Annotated in this window: 10 protein-coding genes; 5 read left to right on the top strand and 5 right to left on the bottom strand. The window is 66.5% G+C overall.

The genetic code is table 11. The features are described 5' to 3' along the window. From A39O_RS0125270 to adh, 4 genes are all read right to left on the bottom strand, one after another. Positions 1-577 (bottom strand): Uma2 family endonuclease (locus tag A39O_RS0125270; protein WP_026199731.1); only part of this gene is annotated, 577 nt, incomplete at its 3' end. A 168-nt stretch (positions 578-745) separates the two neighbouring features. Continuing rightward, on the bottom strand, positions 746-1,261 hold the full coding sequence (locus tag A39O_RS0125265) for a hypothetical protein (protein WP_026199730.1): 516 nt from the start codon (positions 1,259-1,261) through the stop codon (positions 746-748). Between the two features lie 5 nt (positions 1,262-1,266). Beyond that, entirely contained in the window at positions 1,267-1,683 is a 417-nt protein-coding gene (locus A39O_RS35110) for a DUF779 domain-containing protein (protein ID WP_020507449.1), read from the bottom strand. Between the two features lie 333 nt (positions 1,684-2,016). After that, complete coding sequence (adh, locus tag A39O_RS0125255) at positions 2,017-3,537, bottom strand: aldehyde dehydrogenase (protein WP_020507448.1); 1,521 nt, start codon at positions 3,535-3,537, stop codon at positions 2,017-2,019. A 517-nt stretch (positions 3,538-4,054) separates the two neighbouring features. Between adh and A39O_RS0125250 the strand changes: the two genes are divergently transcribed. After that, positions 4,055-4,645, top strand: a complete 591-nt coding sequence (locus tag A39O_RS0125250) for a Uma2 family endonuclease (protein ID WP_020507447.1) — start codon at positions 4,055-4,057, stop codon at positions 4,643-4,645. Positions 4,646-5,096: 451 nt separating this feature from the next. Here the strand turns inward: A39O_RS0125250 and A39O_RS0125245 are convergent, their stop codons facing one another. Further along, positions 5,097-6,551 (bottom strand): DUF2867 domain-containing protein, encoded by a 1,455-nt coding sequence (locus A39O_RS0125245; RefSeq protein ID WP_020507446.1) that lies wholly within the window; start codon positions 6,549-6,551, stop codon positions 5,097-5,099. A 193-nt stretch (positions 6,552-6,744) separates the two neighbouring features. Between A39O_RS0125245 and A39O_RS0125240 the strand changes: the two genes are divergently transcribed. From A39O_RS0125240 to A39O_RS35100, 4 genes are all read left to right on the top strand, one after another. Next, a complete protein-coding gene (locus A39O_RS0125240; RefSeq protein ID WP_020507445.1) occupies positions 6,745-9,873 on the top strand; it encodes an EAL domain-containing protein in 3,129 nt (1,042 codons plus the stop codon). Beyond that, positions 9,860-15,964: a diguanylate cyclase gene (locus A39O_RS35105; protein WP_020507444.1), complete on the top strand. Its 6,105-nt coding sequence runs from the start codon at positions 9,860-9,862 to the stop codon at positions 15,962-15,964. Before A39O_RS0125240 ends, A39O_RS35105 begins: the two co-directional genes overlap by 14 nt. 13 nt (positions 15,965-15,977) lie before the next feature. Beyond that, the gene (rlmB, locus tag A39O_RS0125230) at positions 15,978-16,718 is read left to right on the top strand and encodes a 23S rRNA (guanosine(2251)-2'-O)-methyltransferase RlmB (protein ID WP_020507443.1); all 741 of its coding nucleotides are present in this window, start codon (positions 15,978-15,980) and stop codon (positions 16,716-16,718) included. Positions 16,719-16,831: 113 nt separating this feature from the next. Then, positions 16,832-17,875 (top strand): histone deacetylase family protein, encoded by a 1,044-nt coding sequence (locus tag A39O_RS35100; RefSeq protein WP_020507442.1) that lies wholly within the window; start codon positions 16,832-16,834, stop codon positions 17,873-17,875. Positions 17,876-18,275: the final 400 nt, after the last annotated feature.

Genomic DNA, 18,275 nt, shown 5'->3' with positions numbered 1-18,275 from the left:
TATAGAGCCCGGCGGCGGTGCGGGTGTAGAACGCCTGATGGTCGGGATGCTTGTGCAGGATGTAATACTCGGGCACGCCCCCGGCAGCGTATTCGGCCTTCTTGATGACAGTATCACGCTCGATGCCGCTACGCTCCTGGTCGGACAGGGCCTCGATACAGAGGTCGAAGACCCCGCGGTAGGAGCAATCCAAGGGCAGCAGCGGCTGGGGATTGTCGTTGCGCACCACGCCGAAATCGGGCTTGCGGATGACGGTGCCGCCCGGCAGCGGCAGCCGGAAACCCATCTCCAAGCCGACCAGCTGCGCGCACGGGTGGGTGCGCAGGAAGTGCCGCACCAACTCGCTGAACCAGGCATAGACCAGAAAGGTCTCGAAATCGGACACCGGTTTCTCCTCCAGGCGGCCATTGTTCCACTCGTAATGGTGGTCCGACTCCAGGTAATAGCTGGTCCAGTAGACCGCCTCCGAGACCAGGAGACCGTCCGCGGAGCGCGGTGTGGCGTCCGCCGCGGGCAGGCACCGAGGCGGCGGGGTCGCGGACGCGGGTGCGGGTTGGGTGGCAGCGCTGGAGGACATGGGCGGCAGGCGTCCAGTGTTGGAATCGCAGAGGCCAAGCTTAGCACGAAGCGGGCGGGACCGGCGCCCGCGGGCGCTGCCGGTGACGGGGACGGATAGGTCGTAGGGTGCGGTGAGGCACGAACCGCGCCCCGTCTGCGCTTGGTGCGGTTCGTGCCTCACCGCACCCTACAGCATCACCCCCGCATCATCAAAGCGGCGCGGGATCTGCGGGGGCGGTGGTCCGCGCAGCGGTCGGTCCGCGCAGCGGTCGGTCCGCGCAGCGGACCCTACCAGAGGTAGGTCAGCGTGATCCCGACCAGATAATTGACTCCGGCCGCCGGATAGTAATTGGTCGGTGAGGGGCTGCTCGAGTTGCAAGCGCCCTTGCATGTTCTCCAGGGTACGGCGCGTCCGGAATTGGAGCGTGGCGGGCTGGGCCTGGCGCCGATCGGCTTGCGCCTGGGCGGCGGTGAGGCCCAGGGGGTCCTCGCTGTCCGGCAGATTCAGCGCATTGGCCACCGGCAGGTCCCGGTTGTTCTCTCCGGTGCGGGTGGCGGTCACCACCACCGGGTCCAAGGTGGACACCGCACTGTCCTCGAGCACATCGTCAACCCCGGCGGCGGGCGGCTCGGCGGCGGCCTGCTCCCCGGCGGAGCCAAGGGTCAGCGCCGCCGGCAGTCCCCAGCGTTGGATCGGCCTCATCGCGGTCAACCCCCCGGCTGGCCGAAGGTCCAACCCGACCCCGGCGCACCGACCGGTGTGAGCGTCGCGGCCTCGGCGTCGGTGAAGAGCCGCGAGCGGGTGTGGAAGCGGACCTCGCGGCCGTTTTCGAGCGAGAACATGCCGCCGCGGCCGGGGACGACGTCGATGATCAACTGGGTGTGGCGCCAGACCTCGAACTGGGGTCCGCTGATATAGAAAGGGGCGCCCGCGATCTCGCCAAGCAGGATGTCATGGTCGCCGATCAGAAAGTCGCCTTGGGCGAAACACATGGGGGACGAGCCGTCGCAGCAGCCGCCGGATTGGTGGAAGAGCAGCGGGCCGTGCTCGGCGCGCAGTGCTTCGATCAGGCGCTCGGCGGACGCGGTGGCGATGACACGGGCAACGGCGGTGAGCTCGCTCATGGTTCGATTCTCTGGTACGCGAAGGCGGGGCGGGTTGCGTTGCGCGGGATGAGCAACCCGATGCGGTCAGTTCAACTACGCGACGGGCCTTGATCGTCGTTCCGGCCAGTGCTCGGGTGTCGCGCATTGATGGCTTTAGCCCGGAACCTTGTGGGAGCGGCGTCCCGCCGCGATGCGGTGCGGTGGCGACCGCTAACGCCTCGGCGGGACGCCCGCCCCCGTCGCGGCGGGACGCCGCTCCCACAGGGNCGCTGCGCGACTGTAACGGTAAAGCCTCAACCTCCGGTTCTCGTGCGGCCGGGACGACGATCAAGGTCTTGAGGGTGCTCCGCCTCAGAAGAACCCTAGCGCTTTGGGGCTGTAGCTCACCAGCAGGTTCTTGGTCTGCTGGTAATGGTCGAGCATCATCCGATGGGTCTCGCGCCCGATGCCGGACTGCTTGTAGCCGCCAAAGGCGGCGTGGGCGGGATAGGCGTGGTAGCAGTTGGTCCAGACGCGGCCGGCGTGGATGCCGCGGCCCATGCGGAAGCAGCGGCCGGCGTCGCGGCTCCAGACCCCGGAGCCCAGGCCGTAGAGGGTGTCGTTGGCCAGGTGCAGGGCCTCGGCCTCGTCCTTGAAGGTGGTGACCGAGACCACGGGGCCGAAGATCTCCTCCTGGAAGATGCGCATGCGGTTGTGGCCCAGAAAGACGGTCGGCTGGATGTAGTAGCCGCCTTCCAGATCGCCGCCCAGATGCGCCGCGGCGCCGCCGGTCAGGACCTCGGCCCCTTCCTGACGACCGATCTCGAAGTAGCTCAGGATCTTCTCGCGCTGTTCGCTCGATGCCTGGGCGCCGAGCATGGTCTCGGTGTCGAGCGGATTGCCCTGCTTGATCTGCTTGACCCGGGCGAGTGCCTTCGTCATGAAGCGGTCATAGATCGACTCCTGGATCAGGGCGCGGCTGGGGCAGGTGCAAACCTCGCCCTGGTTCAAGGCAAACATCACGAACCCCTCGACCGCCTTGTCGAAGAAGTCGTCATCGGCCGCGCAGACATCATCGAAGAAGATGTTCGGCGACTTGCCGCCCAGTTCCAGGGTGACCGGGATCAGGTTCTGGCTGGCGTACTGCATGATCAGCCGGCCGGTGGTGGTCTCCCCGGTGAAGGCGATCTTGGCGATCCGCGGGCTGGAGGCGAGCGGCTTGCCCGCTTCCAGTCCGAAGCCGTTGACGATGTTGAGCACACCGGGCGGCAGGAGGTCGCCAATCAACTCCGCCCAGACCAGGATGCCGACCGGCGTCTGCTCGGCGGGCTTGAGTACCACGCAGTTGCCGGCGGCGAGGGCCGGGGCCAGCTTCCAGGTGGCCATCAGGAGCGGGAAGTTCCAGGGGATGATTTGGCCGACGACCCCCAGCGGCTCGTGAAAATGATACGCGACGGTGTTCTCGTCGATCTCCGACAGCGACCCCTCCTGGGCGCGGATACAGCCGGCGAAATAACGAAAATGGTCGATGGCCAGCGGCAGGTCCGCGGCGAGTGTTTCGCGCACCGGCTTGCCGTTGTCCCAGGTCTCGGCGACCGCCAGGAGTTCCAGGTTGTCCTCCATCCGCTGGGCGATCTTGACCAGGATATTGGCGCGCTCCGCGGCCGGCGTCTTGCCCCAGGCGTCGCGGGCGGCATGGGCGGCGTCCAGGGCGGCCTCGATGTCCTCCGCGCTGGAGCGGGCGACCTCGCAGAAGGGCTGACCATTGACCGGGGACAGGTTCTCGAAATAGGCGCCCTTGGCCGGCGGCGCCCAGCGTCCGCCGATGAAATTGTCGTAGCGCTTCTTGAAGGTGACCTTAGAGCCGGCCTGACCGGGGTTCGCGTAAATCATGACAGTCACTCCTGAAAAATCTGATTATGAACAGACCGTGCGCGGGCGCAAAAGCGCGGGCGGGCGGCCAGTGCGGAGGTGAGAGCACGGGTCGTGCCAAGACCCTGGCGACGTATAGTCGTCGAACGTGATAGCCGGACGTAGGGGCGGGTTTCAAACCCGCCCCTACACCAGAGTCTGTCTGGATATCAGGTAAGAAGGCGATACCACACCGGGCGCCACGTCAGGCCCAGGGGCGGGGAGGGCGGGGCAACGGCGGCCTGGCGACGTGTGGCGCCTAACTCAGGGGCGAGCGGCTGTGCTGATCGGGAACAGTCCGGCGGGTGCGACTGTGCCGTTTTGGCACAGTGGGCGGGTACGGCGCGTTTCGTCAGTCCGTGCCATGGCCGGACCGCCGGCACCGCGGCGCACGCCCCCGGCTGACTTTCCTTTCTGGGATCGAGGATGCGCGCCTATACTTGAGCGATCCCGCCCGGCCGGTGAATTGCCGGCGTTCGCCACCGACGGAGTCCCTGCGATGCCGCAGCTTGCCCGCAAAGAAGACCGATTCACTTACGGCGCCTACTGCCGCTGGCCGGATGACGAGCGCTGGGAACTGATCGACGGGCGGGCGTACGACATGTGTCCCGCCCCGACCCGCGGTCACCAGCAGATGGTGTTGGAGATCGCCACCCAGGCGCACGCCTTCCTGCGCGGCGGCCCCTGCGAGGTCAATGTCGCACCTTTCGACGTCCGTCTGCCGAAGGCCGACGAGGCCGACGACCGGGTGGATACCGTGGTCCAGCCCGACATCGTCGTGATCTGCGACTCCCGGAAACTCGATGAAGCCGGCTGTCGGGGTGCGCCGGACTGGGTCGTGGAGGTGTTGTCACCGCGTACCGCCGCCAAGGACCAGCGCGACAAGCGCGACGCCTACGAGCGTGCGGGGGTGCGGGAATATTGGCTGGTGCATCCCACGGACCGGACCCTGATGATCTACCGACTCACCAACGGGGCGTACGGCCGCCCCGAGGTGCAGCCGCTGGTTGGCGAGACCGCGGTCACGGCCATCGCGGGGCTCAGCATCGCCTGGCCGCCCGTGTCCTCAGCGGTCGATGGGCCAGTCTGAGTCCGCGCAGGACGGCCGCCGACTCGGTGCCCTGGTTTTCCAGATGCGATCGACACCCGGCGTGATGATCTAGCAGCCTCTCGGACTTTAGGCGACTTCCGAATAAGACGCTATCAAGAATCAAGCTCCGTAGGAGCCCGCTTGCGGGCGACGTGACCTGCCGGAATCGCGTCATTGTGCCCCCACCCGTCGCCCGCAAGCGGGCTCCTACGGGNTGGNTTTNTCGCGGAAATCACCTTACGTTAGATTGTGGAGCAACAAAAAGTTTTGTCCAGAATGCACTCAATCGAGTAGGGGCATTTCTTGTTCCTACGCTCAGGCATGGGAGCCAGTTGCGACGCGCGAGCCGTCGCGTGGCGCTACCGGCCGCTGGAGCGGCCGCACGGCATTCCCACGCTGGAGCGTGGGAACGAGAAAGGAATCCGAGTGGCCGCTTTGACTGGAACGACGATCATGACCGCTTCCGCGCTTCCGCCCGCCGACAGATGGCCCCGGTCAGCGCGTCGAAGATGACGGCATGGCCGGGCGCCATGGCGAGCCAGTACAGCAGGCCCCAGACGCCGGCGGGGTGCCAATAGGCGGTGGCGGTGAGGCGGGTGCGCTCGGGTGACAGCGGTTCCAAGTCGAATTCCAGCACTCCGGCGCCGGGGGCGCGCATGCCAAAGGTCATGGTCAGGCGCCGTTCGGGTTCCACACCAATCACTTCCCAGGAGTCGATGCGGTCGCCCACCCGCACCTCGCTGGGGTGGCGCCGGCCGCGGGCCAGACCGCGTCCGCCGACCAGCCAGTCCATGATTTCGCGGATGGTCCAGAGTGTGTTGAGCGCGTAATAGCGGTTGTCGCCGCCGATGGCGCTGACCACGGCCCAGACGTCGGCCGCCGGGGCGGCGGCAATGGTGCTGCCGCCGGCGCGTTTGGCGTAATAGGCATAGTCGATCCGGCCCTTGCGCATGTTGAAGGCTCCTTCGGTCCAGCGGGCGAGGACGGTGGCGTTGCGTTCGGCGGCGAAGGCGGCGTCCACCGATTCGCGGAAGCTCAGCAGGCGCTGCGGGACCAGCCGGCGCAGTTCCTGCGGGTGGGCGGTGAAGTCGTGTTTCAGGCCTTCGATCAGGGCGCGGGCGACGTTGGTCGGGACGGCGGTGACGAAGCGCAGCCAATAGGCGGAGAGCTTGGGGCTCAGCACCGGCACCGGGATGATCCAGGGCGGGCGGCGGCCGGCGGCCTCGGCCAGGATGCGCATCATCTGGGCATAGGTGAGTTCCTCCGGCCCCGCCGCGTCCAGGATACGGTTGGCCGTTTCCGGCAGCCCCGGGGCCATCATCAGGTATTCGAGCAGGTTGTCGAGGGCCACCGGGGGTGACTTGGCGGTGACCCAGCGCGGCGTGATCATGACCGGCAGGTGATAGACCAGGTCGCGCATGACCTCGAAAGCGGCGGAGCCGGGGCCGACGATGATCCCGGCGCGGATTTCGGTGACCGGCACCGTGCCCTGGCGCAGCACCTGGCCGGTGTCGCGGCGCGAGACGATGTGCTCGCTGGTCGCGTCGTCCGGCACCAGACCGCCGAGATAGCAGATGCGCTCCACCCCGGCCTCGGCCGCCGCGGCGGCGAAATTGGCGGCCGCGTCCAGGTCCAGACGGCCGAAATGCTTACCGGCGCCCATCGAGTGGACCAGGTAATAGGCGATACTGACCCCGGCGAGCGCCGCGGGCAGGCTGTCCGGGTCCAGCGCGTCGGCGCCGACGATCTCCACCCCCGGCCAGCCGCGCGCCTCCAGCCCGCGCGGTTGGCGCGAAGACACCCGCACCACGGCGCCGGCCGCGAGCAGACGCGGGACCAGATAGGTGCCGATATAGCCGCTGGCGCCAAAAACGAGCCGGCGGCGGGGATCTTGGGAAAGTGGCATTGATCGAGCCCCAAATAACCCGTTCGGGTGTTGCAGTTCGGCCTATCCTAAGCGATGGGTGCGTCGTGGGCCACGAGGCAGGCTCCGTTCCGGACGTTCCTTTACCTTCAGGAGCATCCTGTTTTCACATCAACCTGTCGCCCTGTGCTGCAAATTTTTTGGATGCTTTCCGAACCGGCCGCCGAGCCCACTCATGTCGACATCGAGCTTAACGCGAAAAACCGGATTTGCCTGGATCATCCTCGCCCTCGGTTTGTCGGCGAGCGTCTTCGGCGGCCTGAAGGTCAAACACCTCATCGCGCAGGATGCGGCGCGGCAATTCGGCTATCGTTGCGATCAGGTGGCCCTCAAGATCGGGGAACGGCTGAGTGCTTACGCGCTGATTCTCCGCGGCGGTGCCGCCCTGTTTGCCGCGTCGCGCACGGTGGACCGCGACGAGTGGCGGGCCTATGTCGAGACCCTGCGGGCGAGCGGCAGTGTCCCCGGCGTGCAGGGGATCGGGTTCGCCCAGGTGATTGCGCCGGATCAACTCGCCGCCCACGTCGCCGGCATTCAAGGCGAAGGCTTCCCCGACTACAGCGTCCGTCCGCCGGGCGAGCGCGCCCTCTATACCTCCATCATCTTCCTTGAACCGTTCCGCGACCGTAACCTGCGCGCGTTCGGTTTCGATATGTATGCCGAGCCGGTCCGGCGGGTCGCCATGGATCAGGCGCGCGACACCGGCGAGGCGGCATTGTCCGGCAAGGTCGAACTGGTGCAGGAGACCGGCACCCAAGTCCAGGCCGGGACCCTCATGTATGTTCCGGTCTATCGCAACGAGGCACCGGTGCAGACGCTCGAGCAGCGGCGGGCCGCGCTGATTGGCTGGGCCTACAGCCCGTATCGCATGCATGACCTCATGACCGGTATCCTCGGCGACTGGGAGGGCCACCAGGGCAAGACCGTCGACCTCACCATCTACGATGGTCTTGAAGCGTCGCCTGACCGCCTGTTATTCGACAGCAAACCGGCGGTCACACCGGACCCGTGGTCGCTGTTTCATCAGCCGCAGACGCTCGACTTCAACGGTCGGCACTGGCTGCTGGTCTGTGATCGCCTGCCGACCGCCTCCGGTATCGACTATAGGCTGGCCTGGACCGCCCTGGCCGGCGGCGGTGCGCTCAGCGGCCTGCTGTTCTGGTTGATGCTGTCCATGATCAACACCCGCGTCAACGCGAGGCGTATCGCCGACCAGTTGACCGAGGAGGTTAGACGCCGCGAAGAACGACTCTACCTGGCCGCCAGCGTCTTTACCCATGCCTGGGAAGGCATCATGATCACCGCTGCCGACGGTACGATCCTCGATGTCAATGACGCCTTCGGCCGGATCACCAGTTACAGCAGCGATGATGTCCTGGGCCGGAATCCGCGTATCCTCAGTTCCGGCCTGCATGGCGCGGCGTTCTATGAGGCCATGTGGCGCGCGCTGCTGGAGCAAGGCCAATGGTCCGGGGAAATCTGGAACCGGCGCAAGAGCGGCGAGGTGTATGCGGTGATGCAAACCATCAGCGCCGTGCGGGATACCCAGGGCTGCATCCGGCAATACGTGGCGCTGTTCTCCGACGTCACCCTGATGAAGGAGCAGGAGCGCGCGTTGGAGTATATCGCCCACTATGATGTATTGACCCGTCTGCCGAACCGCGTGCTGTTGGCCGACCGCCTGCGCCAGGGGATGGTGCTGGCGCAGCGCAATGCGCGCCTGCTGGCCGTGGCCTTTCTCGATCTGGACGGATTCAAGACCATCAACGATCACCACGGACATGCGGCAGGCGACCAACTGTTGATCGCCGCGGCGGCCGGCATGCAGCGGGTCCTGCGCGAGGGCGACACCCTCGCCCGCATCGGCGGAGACGAGTTCGTCGCCGTGCTGATCGACTTGGCCGACATCCAAGCCAGTGTCCCGCTGCTCGCGCGGCTGCTGACTGCCGCGGCCCAGTCGGTGCCGGTCGGCGAGCACGTGCTGCAAGTCTCAGCCAGTGTCGGGGTGACCTTCTACCCGCAAGCGGAGGACATCGATGCCGAGCAACTGCTGCGCCAGGCCGATCAGGCGATGTATCAGGCCAAGCTGGCGGGCAAGAACCGTTACCATGTGTTCGACCCCGAGTTGGACCGCAGCGTCCGCGGCCATCATGAACGCCTGGAACAGATTCGTCACGCGCTCGCCGAGCGTGAATTCGTGCTGTATTACCAGCCGAAGGTGAACCTGCGCACCGGGACGGTCATCGGCGTCGAGGCCCTGATCCGTTGGCAACATCCGCAACTGGGGCTGCTGCTGCCGGCCGCCTTCCTGCCGGCGATCGAGGATCATCCGCTGGCAGTCGCCATCGGCGAGTGGGTGATCGACAGTGCCCTGATCCAAATGGAGCGCTGGCGGACGATCGGACTGGAGATCCCGATCAGCGTCAATGTCGGCGCTCGCCAGTTGCAGCAGGTCGATTTCGTCGACCGGTTGTATGAGATTCTGGCAGCGCATCCGAGCCTCAGGCCGACTGATCTTGAACTGGAAGTGCTGGAAACCAGCGCGCTGGCGGACTTGGCCAGGGTCTCCCTGATCATCGAGCGCTGCCGGGAGCTGGGGGTCAGGTTTGCCCTCGACGACTTTGGCACGGGTTACGCGTCGCTGACCTACCTGAAACGCCTGCCGGTGACCCAGATCAAGATTGACCAGAGTTTTGTGCGTGGCATGCTCGACGATCCGGATGACCTGGCGATTCTGGACGGTGTGCTCGCCCTGGCCGCCGCCTTTGACCGCCAGGTCATCGCCGAAGGGGTGGAGACCGTGGAACACGGTGTGATGTTGCTGCGGCTCGGCTGCGAACTGGCCCAGGGCTACGGTATTGCCCGCCCGATGCCGGCGGCCGAGGTCCCCGGCTGGACCGTCACCTGGCGGTCCGATCCGGCCTGGGGCGGGTTACCCGCGGTGAGCCGCGACGATTTGCCGCTGCTGTTTGCCGGCGCCGAGCATCGCGCCTGGATGGCCGTGGTGGAAAGCCACCTCAACGGCGAGCGTGAAGCCCCGCCGCCGGATCAGCGCCGGTGCCGCTTCGGTCGGTGGCTGGACGGCCAGGGTTTGGCCCGCCATGGTGCCCAGCCGACCTTCCAGGCGATCGAACCGGTACATGCTCAGTTGCACCGGCTGGCGGACGCATTGGTTGAACTTCAGGCTCAAGGCCAGGGCGCGGCGGCGTTGGCGAGGCTGGATGAACTCCACGGCCTGCGGGACCGCGTGCTCGCAGGGTTGCGGGCGCTGGTGCAGGAGAACCCCAGACATGAACACCATTGATCGTTATCCCGGCGCAGCCGAGATCCACCGGGGGCGCGCGCATCGCGTGATGCGTGTGCTCGATCCGGCGGCTGGTCCGCTGATCGTCAAGCGGGGCCTGGATGACGGTGATCGCGAGGCGGTCAGGTCGGCGCTGCATAACGAACAGCGCATCCTGGAACGGCTGCAGGGCCTGGATGCTTGTCCGCGGCTGATCCGCTACGACCCGGCGGTGCCGGAACTGGCCGTCGCCGACTTCGGCGGCGTGACGCTCGGTGAGTCCGGGCTCCTGGGCCGGCGCGATCCGGCCGCCTTCCTCGCCGTGGCCGAACATCTGGCGCACGGCCTGGCGGAGATCCATGGGCGCGGCGTCATCCACAAGGACCTGAACCCGGCCAATGTCCTGGTGCGGATCGACGACCTGCGGGTTCAGGTCATCGACTTCGACCTGGCCACCACCTTCGCCGAGGAACATCCCGGATTCGATCCGTTGAGTGGTTTGTCGGGGAGCCCGGCCTATCTGTCGCCCGAGCAGACCGGGCGGATGAATCGGCCGGTCGACTACCGCACGGACCTGTATTCACTCGGCGCCGTCCTCTACACCCTGGCGACGGGTCGGCCGCCGTTCGAGGAGACCGATCCGCTCGCGCTGGTTCACGCCCATCTGGCCCGCGCCCCGCTGCCGCCGGGAGAACACGCGCCGTGGCTGCCGCCCCTGGTCACCGAACTGATCCTGACGCTGCTCGCCAAGGAGCCGGATGACCGCTATCAGAGCGCCGCCGGGCTGGCCCACGATCTGCATCGACTGCGTGCCGCGCCGGCCGCGCGGCAGCCGCTCGCGGCCGTGCGGTTGAGGGAGCGCGACCTGCCGCTCGCGCCCCGACCCCCGCGCCGCCTGTACGGGCGCGACAGTGAATTGGCGATGCTGCTGACGGCTTTCACCGGCGCGATCGAGGGGGTGGCGCGGGGCCTCTTCGTGGCCGGCTACGCGGGGGTCGGCAAGACGGTGCTGATTCACGAGATCCACCGGCCGGTGACCCTGGAGCGGGGTCTGTTCATCAGCGGCAAGTTCGAGCAGTTTCGTCACGACCGCCCCTTCCTTGGCCCAGTCCAGGCGCTACGCCAGTTGTGCCAACTGCTGTTGGCGGAACCCGAGGCGCAGGTCGACGCGTGGCGCGCGCGCATCCTTGCGGGTGTCGGGCCGGACGCCGGGGCGCTGTTGGAGGTGGTGCCGGAATTGCAGTCGCTGCTTGGTCCGCAGGCTCCCGTGCCCGCGTTGGGACCGCACGAGTCGCAAGTGCGGCTGCGTGCCCTGTTGGTCGCCCTGGTGCGCCGGATCGCCGCGCCCGCCCATCCGTTGGTGCTCTTTCTCGACGATCTGCAATGGGCCGATCAACCGTCGCTGGATTTCATCGGCGCCTTGCTGGAGGAGCCCGATCTGGTTGGCTTGTTGTTGATCGGCGCCTTCCGCGACAACGAGGTCGACCCGGCCCACCCGCTCCTGCGCCTGTTGGGCCGACCGACGGTCACGGGCGCCGCGGCCCCGGTGCTGACCCTGGTCAGCCTGACGGCGGCCGACATGACCGAACTGCTGGCCGACATGCTGCACCTGTCGCATGACGCGGTGCGGCCCCTGGCCGCCGCCCTGTACGCCAAGACCAGCGGCAACCCGTTCTTCACGATCGAGTTCCTCAATGCGCTTTACCGGGAAGGGGCCTTGCGGCCGGATCCGGAACAGGGGTGCTGGCAGTGGGACACCGCCGCGATCCAAGCCCGCCCGGCCAGCGCCAATGTGGTCGATTTCCTCGCCGCGGGCTTGCGTGACCTGGCACAGCAGACCGCCGAATCATTGGTCGCCGCCGCCTGTCTGGGCACGACCTGCACCCTGGGTCAGTTGGCGCTTGCCACCGGTGAGGATCCGGGCGCACTCGCCGAGCGGCTCAGACCGGCGTTGGAACGGGGGATTCTGTTCACGCCCAAGGCGTTGGCCGTTCATCAGGCCGATGACGGTGCCGCGCTGGCGTTCTGCCACGATCGGATGCAGCAAGCCGTGTATATGCTTCGCGACGACGCCTGGCGGGCCCGGTTGCATCTGGCGATGGCCCGGCGCTTTGCCCGGTCCACGGCTGATCCGGTCCATCCACTGCGCGCCGCCGAACACTATGCGATCGCCGCGCCGCTGATCATCGAGACCGCCGAGCGGGCGCTTGCCCGCGCGCTGTTTCTCAGGGCCGCGCGACAGGCCCGCCAATCCGGTGCCTTTGCCACCGCGGAACGGTTCTTGCGCCTGGGGATCGGGCAATTGGCGGCGGACGCCTGGCAGCGCGATCATGATACCGCCTTCGTTCTCCATACCGAACTGCACCTGGTGCTCTATAGCCAGTCGCTTCACAGCGAGGCTGATGCCGTCTACGCCTTGCTGGCGGCACAGGCCGCATCGCCGCGGCAGTTGATCGCACCGATCTGCATCCAGATCGCGAGCCTGTCCAACCGGACGCGTTACTCCGACGCCGTGCGTCTGGGCGGCGACCTGCTCGCTCAACTCGGCATCCGGTTGCCGCCGGAGCCGGTCCGGGAGAGCCTCGATCAGGAACTCGCGTTGTTTTACCGCCATGTGGCGGCGGGCGCGCTGGATCACTTGCCCACGCAACACAACATGGACGATGAGCGGCTGTTGGACATCGCTCAGTTGCTCAACCGGTTGATCCCGGCCGCGCTGTTTTCCGGCTCGCTGCTCGGCTTCTGGATGATGACGCGGTGCAGCCGCCTGTGGATCGAAGCCGGCTACTGCGAGTTCCTGAGCTACCCGATGTGTTGTATCACGATGGTGACCATCGCGCTGCGGGAGGACTATGCCACGGGTTACCACGCGGCCCGCGCGGCCTTGGAAACCGCGCTCACGCGTGATCAGGGCGGCCTCGAGGTGGCCCGTGCCCAGCACAGTTTCGGGCTCTTCGCCTGTCATTGGTTTCAACCGCTCGGCGACGATCTGGTGCATGCCCAGGCGGCGTTCGCCGGACTCTTGCGGGCCGGCGATCTGGAATTCGCGAATTTTACGCCCTTCAACTCGCTGGCGGCGGTGCTTGATACCTGCGGGCAACTCACGCAGATGACTACCGAGATCACGACGGCCATCGGCTTCGCACGCAAGACCGGCAGCACGCATTCAGAGCAGGCGTTCTTGCCCTACCGACAGCTCGTGCGCGCCCTGGAGGGCAAGACACTGGGCAGCGGGAGTTTCGCGGACGCCGAGTTCGACGATGCGGTGCATCTCGCCGCCATCCAGGGAAACGCCATGGCACTGGCGTATTTCCATACCTACCGGGCACTGGGTGCCTGCCTGTTCAACGATGAGGCGGAATTGGTATCCCATGCCGAGTCCGCGGTTCTCCTGTCACGCCACATCAGCGGATTCTATCCGACCGCCTTGGCCAACCTGCTGCATTCACTCGCCCTGATCGCGCAACTGCCGGCGACCGCGCCGGCGGCGCGGCCCGCGCTGTTGGAGCGGCTCGCCGCGAATCAGACCTGGCTGGCGGCCCGCGCCGCCGACGCGCCGATGAACTTCGCGCATCTCCGCGATCTGGTGGAGGCGCAGCGGCTGGACGCCCTGGACCAACCCTGGGCGGCGCTCCAAGTGTTCGAGCGGGCCATGCGCGGCGCCCAGGCTCATCAGCGTCCCTGGCATCATGCGCTCATCACCGAACGCGCCGGGCACTGCGCGCTGCGGCAGGGACTCGAACATGCCGGTCGGGCGCTGTTGTTACGGGCCCATGACCTCTATCGGCACTGGGGTGCCGAGGGTAAGGCGCACGCCATGCGGGCGGCGCTGCCGTTCATCGACGCCGGTGTCCAGGGGAGTCGCGGTGCGCGCCCGATCGATCCGCTGGACTATGAGGCGCTGCTGGGAGCCTCCCAGGCGTTGGCCGCGGAAACCTCCCAACCCCGGTTGCGCGCGCGGGTGCTGGACCTCATGAGCCAATTGACCGGCGCGACCGATGTGCAGTTGCTGGTGCGCAACGCGGACGATGATTGGCTGCTGGAGGGCGGACTGCGGGGCCGCGAGCCGCTGACGCACCTAACGCGGCAGGCGGCGGAAGCGCAACGGATCATTGCCGGATCGGTGCTGCGGCTGGGGCTGAAGACACTGGCGCCCGTGGTGTCCGACGATGCGGTGATCGACAGCCGCTTTGCGGGCGATCCGCATTTCGCCGGTCTGACCCTGTGTTCGCTGCTGGCGCTGCCGGTGGTGGTCCACGGGCGGGCCACGGCCTTTCTGGTGCTGGAGAACCGGCTGTTTCGCGCCGCGTTCACCGCCGCGCGCATCGAGGCCCTGTCGCTGCTGTGCGGACAGTTGGCCATTTCGCTGGAAAACGCCCGGCTCTACCAGTCACTCGAACACAAGGTCGCGGAGCGAACGCACGCGTTGTCGCAGTCCAATGCACTGCTCTCGGACGCGATCCGGCGCTCCGAGGCGGAAATTGCCGAGCGTCGGCGGGCGGAAGAGGCGCTGCGTGAGAGCGAGGCGAAGGTGAGAGACACACTGGCCGCGATTCTCTTGCCGGAGGGTGATATCGGCACCCTGGAACTGGCCGACATCATCGATACCGCGGCGATTCAGGCCATCATGGACGATTTCTTTGCGCTGACCGGGATTGGCGTCGCCGTGATCGACCGCCACGGCACGGTGCTGGTCGCCACCGGTTGGCAGGATATCTGCACCAGGTATCATCGGGTGCATCCCGACACGCTGCGCAATTGCATCGAGAGCGATACCCAGCTATGTCTGGGCGGGGCGCCGGGGACTTTCAAAGCATACAATTGCAAGAATCATTTATGGGATATCGCCACCCCCATCGCGGTGGGCGGCAAGCGCTTGGGACATCTCTTTCTCGGGCAGTTCTTTTATGATGACGAGGTCCCTGATTATGACGGCTTCCGCCGCCAGGCCGAGCGGTTCGGATTCAATGAAGCCGACTACCTGGCGGCCCTGGACCGGGTGCCGCGCTGGAGTCGGGACACCATCGATCGGGTGATGAGTTTCTATACCCGATTCTCGACACTCATTTCGACGCTAAGCTACAGCAATCTCAAGCTGGCGCGCGCCCTGGATGAACGCAAACGGGCGGAAGAGGCGCTGCGCGAAAGCGAGGATAAGTTCAAGGCCATTGCCAATTACGCGGCCAGTTGGGAGGCGTGGTTCAGTCCGGAAGGAACGCTGTTATGGATGAATCCGTTTTCGGTGGAGATCACGGGGTTCACACCGGAAGAGTACCTGGCCGCGGATGACTTCCTGGCCATGCTTGCGACCGATGAAGACCGCCCCCGGGTAGCGAATAAGTTCCAGGAAGCGCTCCAGGGCAGCAGCGGTGACAGTCTGGAGTTCCGGGGGCGGCACAAAGATGGCTCCATCTTCTGGGTTTCGGTTTCCTGGCGGCCCATTCTCGATGCCGATGGTCGTTCGCTCGGTTTTCGCACCAGTGCCCAGGACATCACCGTAAACCGCCAGGCGCGGGAGGATCTCGATCGCGCCAGGGCGGCGGCCGAGGCCGCCAATCACCAACTCGCGGTCCTGAGCACCACCGACAGCCTGACCGGGCTCGCCAATCGCCGCCGCTTCGATGACACGCTGCACGCCGAGTGGCAGCGCGGCGCCCGCTCGGGTGAGTCTTTGGGGCTCGCGATGCTGGATGTCGACTGGTTCAAGAACTACAACGACCGCTATGGTCATCAGGCCGGCGATGAGTGCCTGCGCGCACTCGCCGGGGTCCTCGGTGCCCAGGCCCATCGGATCAGCGATCTGGCCGCCCGGTACGGAGGCGAGGAGTTCGCCGTCATTGCCCCGGCGACCGACGCGGCGGGCATGCTGCGCCTCGGCGAGTCGATTCGCACCGCCCTGGAGGCGCTGGCGCTGCCCCATGCCGACTCGCCGTTTGGCCGGGTCACCGTCAGCATCGGGGTGGCCACGGGGGTTCCGGTGGCCGGAACGCCGCCGGACGCGCTGCTGCGCCTCGCCGATGCGGCGCTCTATCGCGCCAAGGCCCAAGGCCGCAATCGAACGGTGCAGGGAGCGCCGGAGGCCGCAATCAGTCACGAATCAGAAATCTGTTGAGCATGTTTCACTCATGAACGATCTCGCCCCGGTCGCCGGTATCCACAGTGTCCGCAGCGCACTCAAATTCGGCCGCGACGGCGTGGGCGAGCTCTGGCTGGAGCGCAGCCGGCGCGATCGGCGCTTGGCGGAGTTGGCGGAGCTGGCCGGCCAGGCCGGGATCCCGGTGCGCCAACAGGACCGCGCCGCGCTGGATCAGGCGGCTGCCGGGGCCAACCATCAGGGTGCGCTCGCCTGGGTGCGCATCCCGGCATCGCGGCCCATCCAGGATCTCGATACCCTGCTGGACCAGATCGTCGGCCCACCGCTGTTGCTGCTGCTCGATGAGGTTCAGGACCCCCACAACCTGGGCGCCTGTCTGCGCACCGCCGACGCGGCCGGGGTGCATCTGGTCATCGCCCCCAAGGACAACGCGGTGGGCCTGACGCCGGTGGTGTGCAAGGTGGCAAGCGGGGCGGCGGAGACCGTGCCCTATATTCAGGTCACCAATCTTGCCCGCACCATGGATCAGATCAAGGAACGCGGCATCTGGCTCATCGGAACCGCCGGCGAGACGGATGCGGATTTGTATGCCGCCGACCTGACAGGCCCGATCGGTCTGGTGATGGGCAGCGAGGGATCGGGCCTGCGGCGCCTCACCCGTGAGCGCTGCGATCTGCTGGTGCGCCTGCCGATGGCCGGGACAGTCGAGAGTCTGAACGTCTCGGTGGCCGCCGGTGTTTGTCTCTATGAGGCAGTTCGCCAGCGGAGATAACGATGAACGCGCGAGCACTGATCTACGGATCTCGTGTAGGGGCGGGTTTGAAACCCGCCCCTACGTCCGGTTATCACGTCCGAAGGCTATAATCACGTCCGAAGGCTATAACCATGAACGAGCAATCCCCGAGCACTGATCTCCCGATCTTCTACAGCGACGGGTATCGTTATCAGTTGCAGACCCCGGGTCACCCCGAATGTCCGCAGCGGGTGCAGTCCATCATGGAGCGGCTCACGCTGGAGGGTCTGGCCGACGGCGTCCGGGAGCCGGTGCCGGCCGCGTTGGAGGACATCCTCGCCGTCCATGCGGCCAGCCTGCCGGCTGAGCTCAAGGGTGACTACGAGGGCGCCCTGGACCCGAATTGTTATCATCGCCCCAAGACCTACGACACCGCCTTGCTCGCGGCCGGCGGCACCATCCAAGGCGCGGCGCTGGCGGTCGCGACGGGCGCGCCGACGCTGGTCCTCCCGCGCCCTCCAGGGCACCATGCCGGTCGGGATTACTACGGCGGTTTTTGTTATTTCAATAATGTCGCGGTGGCCGCCGAGCGTCTGCTGAAGACGGCGGGTCTGGCGCGCGTCGCCATCATCGATATCGATGTCCATCACGGCAACGGCACGGCGGCCATCTTCGCCCGGCGCCCGGATGTACTCTATATCTCCACACATCAATGGGGCATCTATCCGGGCACCGGCGCGCTGGACGACTGTGGCAGCGGCGCGGGCGAAGGCTTCACCGTCAACCTGCCGCTGCTCGGCGGCGAAGGCGCGGCGACCTACGACCGGATCCTGTCCGAGCTCATCGTGCCGATCCTGCACCAGTACCAACCCGAGGCCCTGCTCGTCAGCATGGGGCTGGATGCGCACTACATGGACCCCTTGGCCGGCATCAATCTGACATCCCAATGCCTGAGCGACGCGTGTCTCACGCTCCATGCGGTCGCGCAAGACCTGTGCGGCGGCCGGATCACCTATGTGCTGGAAGGCGGTTACCATCTCGATGCCATTGCCGAAACCACCGCGGCAGTCGTCGCCGGCTTGACCGGGCGTGCGTTGCGCACCCCGCTCAAGTTCAATCGCGGTGAGCAGCGCCCGGCGGATACCGAGGCGCTGCAGATCTATCGCGAGGTTCAGGCGCGTTATTGGGCACTCTGAAGGGAGGTATGATCAGCCGCGGACGGTCCGCACAGCGGACCCTCCGGTAACACCGTGACCCGTAGGGTCCGCTGTGCGGACCGACGACCGTACCGAACGCGCGATGGCCGGGTGTATAGCCTTCGGACGTGATAACCGGACGTAGGGGCGGGTTTCAAACCCGCCCCTACACGAAGGTTTGTCTGGACATCAGGTGCGAACGCTATATGACCAAGGCCGATCACTCGCACGTGACCGCCGGATGACCCGGCAGTTCCGGGGAGTGGGAGGCCAAGCGCGACCCCCTGCCGGTGCCTCTAAACACCCTGAGCATTCGCCGAGAAAGGGACTTCACACGCGTGTTTTTTCTCTTGATTCTTTGATCAGAACGACGCGCGCATCCCCGGTATATGTGGCGTAT

Source organism: Lamprocystis purpurea DSM 4197, assembly GCF_000379525.1.
Lineage (GTDB): Bacteria > Pseudomonadota > Gammaproteobacteria > Chromatiales > Chromatiaceae > Thiodictyon > Thiodictyon purpureum.
This window is presented reverse-complemented; position numbering and strand designations above follow the sequence as displayed.

Coding starts and splice junctions, on each gene's coding strand:
- A39O_RS0125265 (WP_026199730.1), bottom strand. CDS start 1,261: ATGAGGCCGATCCAACGCTGGGGACTGCCGGCGGCGCTGACCCTTGGC.
- A39O_RS0125240 (WP_020507445.1), top strand. CDS start 6,745: ATGTCGACATCGAGCTTAACGCGAAAAACCGGATTTGCCTGGATCATC.
- A39O_RS0125245 (WP_020507446.1), bottom strand. CDS start 6,551: ATGCCACTTTCCCAAGATCCCCGCCGCCGGCTCGTTTTTGGCGCCAGC.
- adh (WP_020507448.1), bottom strand. CDS start 3,537: ATGATTTACGCGAACCCCGGTCAGGCCGGCTCTAAGGTCACCTTCAAG.
- A39O_RS35105 (WP_020507444.1), top strand. CDS start 9,860: ATGAACACCATTGATCGTTATCCCGGCGCAGCCGAGATCCACCGGGGG.
- rlmB (WP_020507443.1), top strand. CDS start 15,978: ATGAACGATCTCGCCCCGGTCGCCGGTATCCACAGTGTCCGCAGCGCA.
- A39O_RS35100 (WP_020507442.1), top strand. CDS start 16,832: ATGAACGAGCAATCCCCGAGCACTGATCTCCCGATCTTCTACAGCGAC.
- A39O_RS0125250 (WP_020507447.1), top strand. CDS start 4,055: ATGCCGCAGCTTGCCCGCAAAGAAGACCGATTCACTTACGGCGCCTAC.
- A39O_RS35110 (WP_020507449.1), bottom strand. CDS start 1,683: ATGAGCGAGCTCACCGCCGTTGCCCGTGTCATCGCCACCGCGTCCGCC.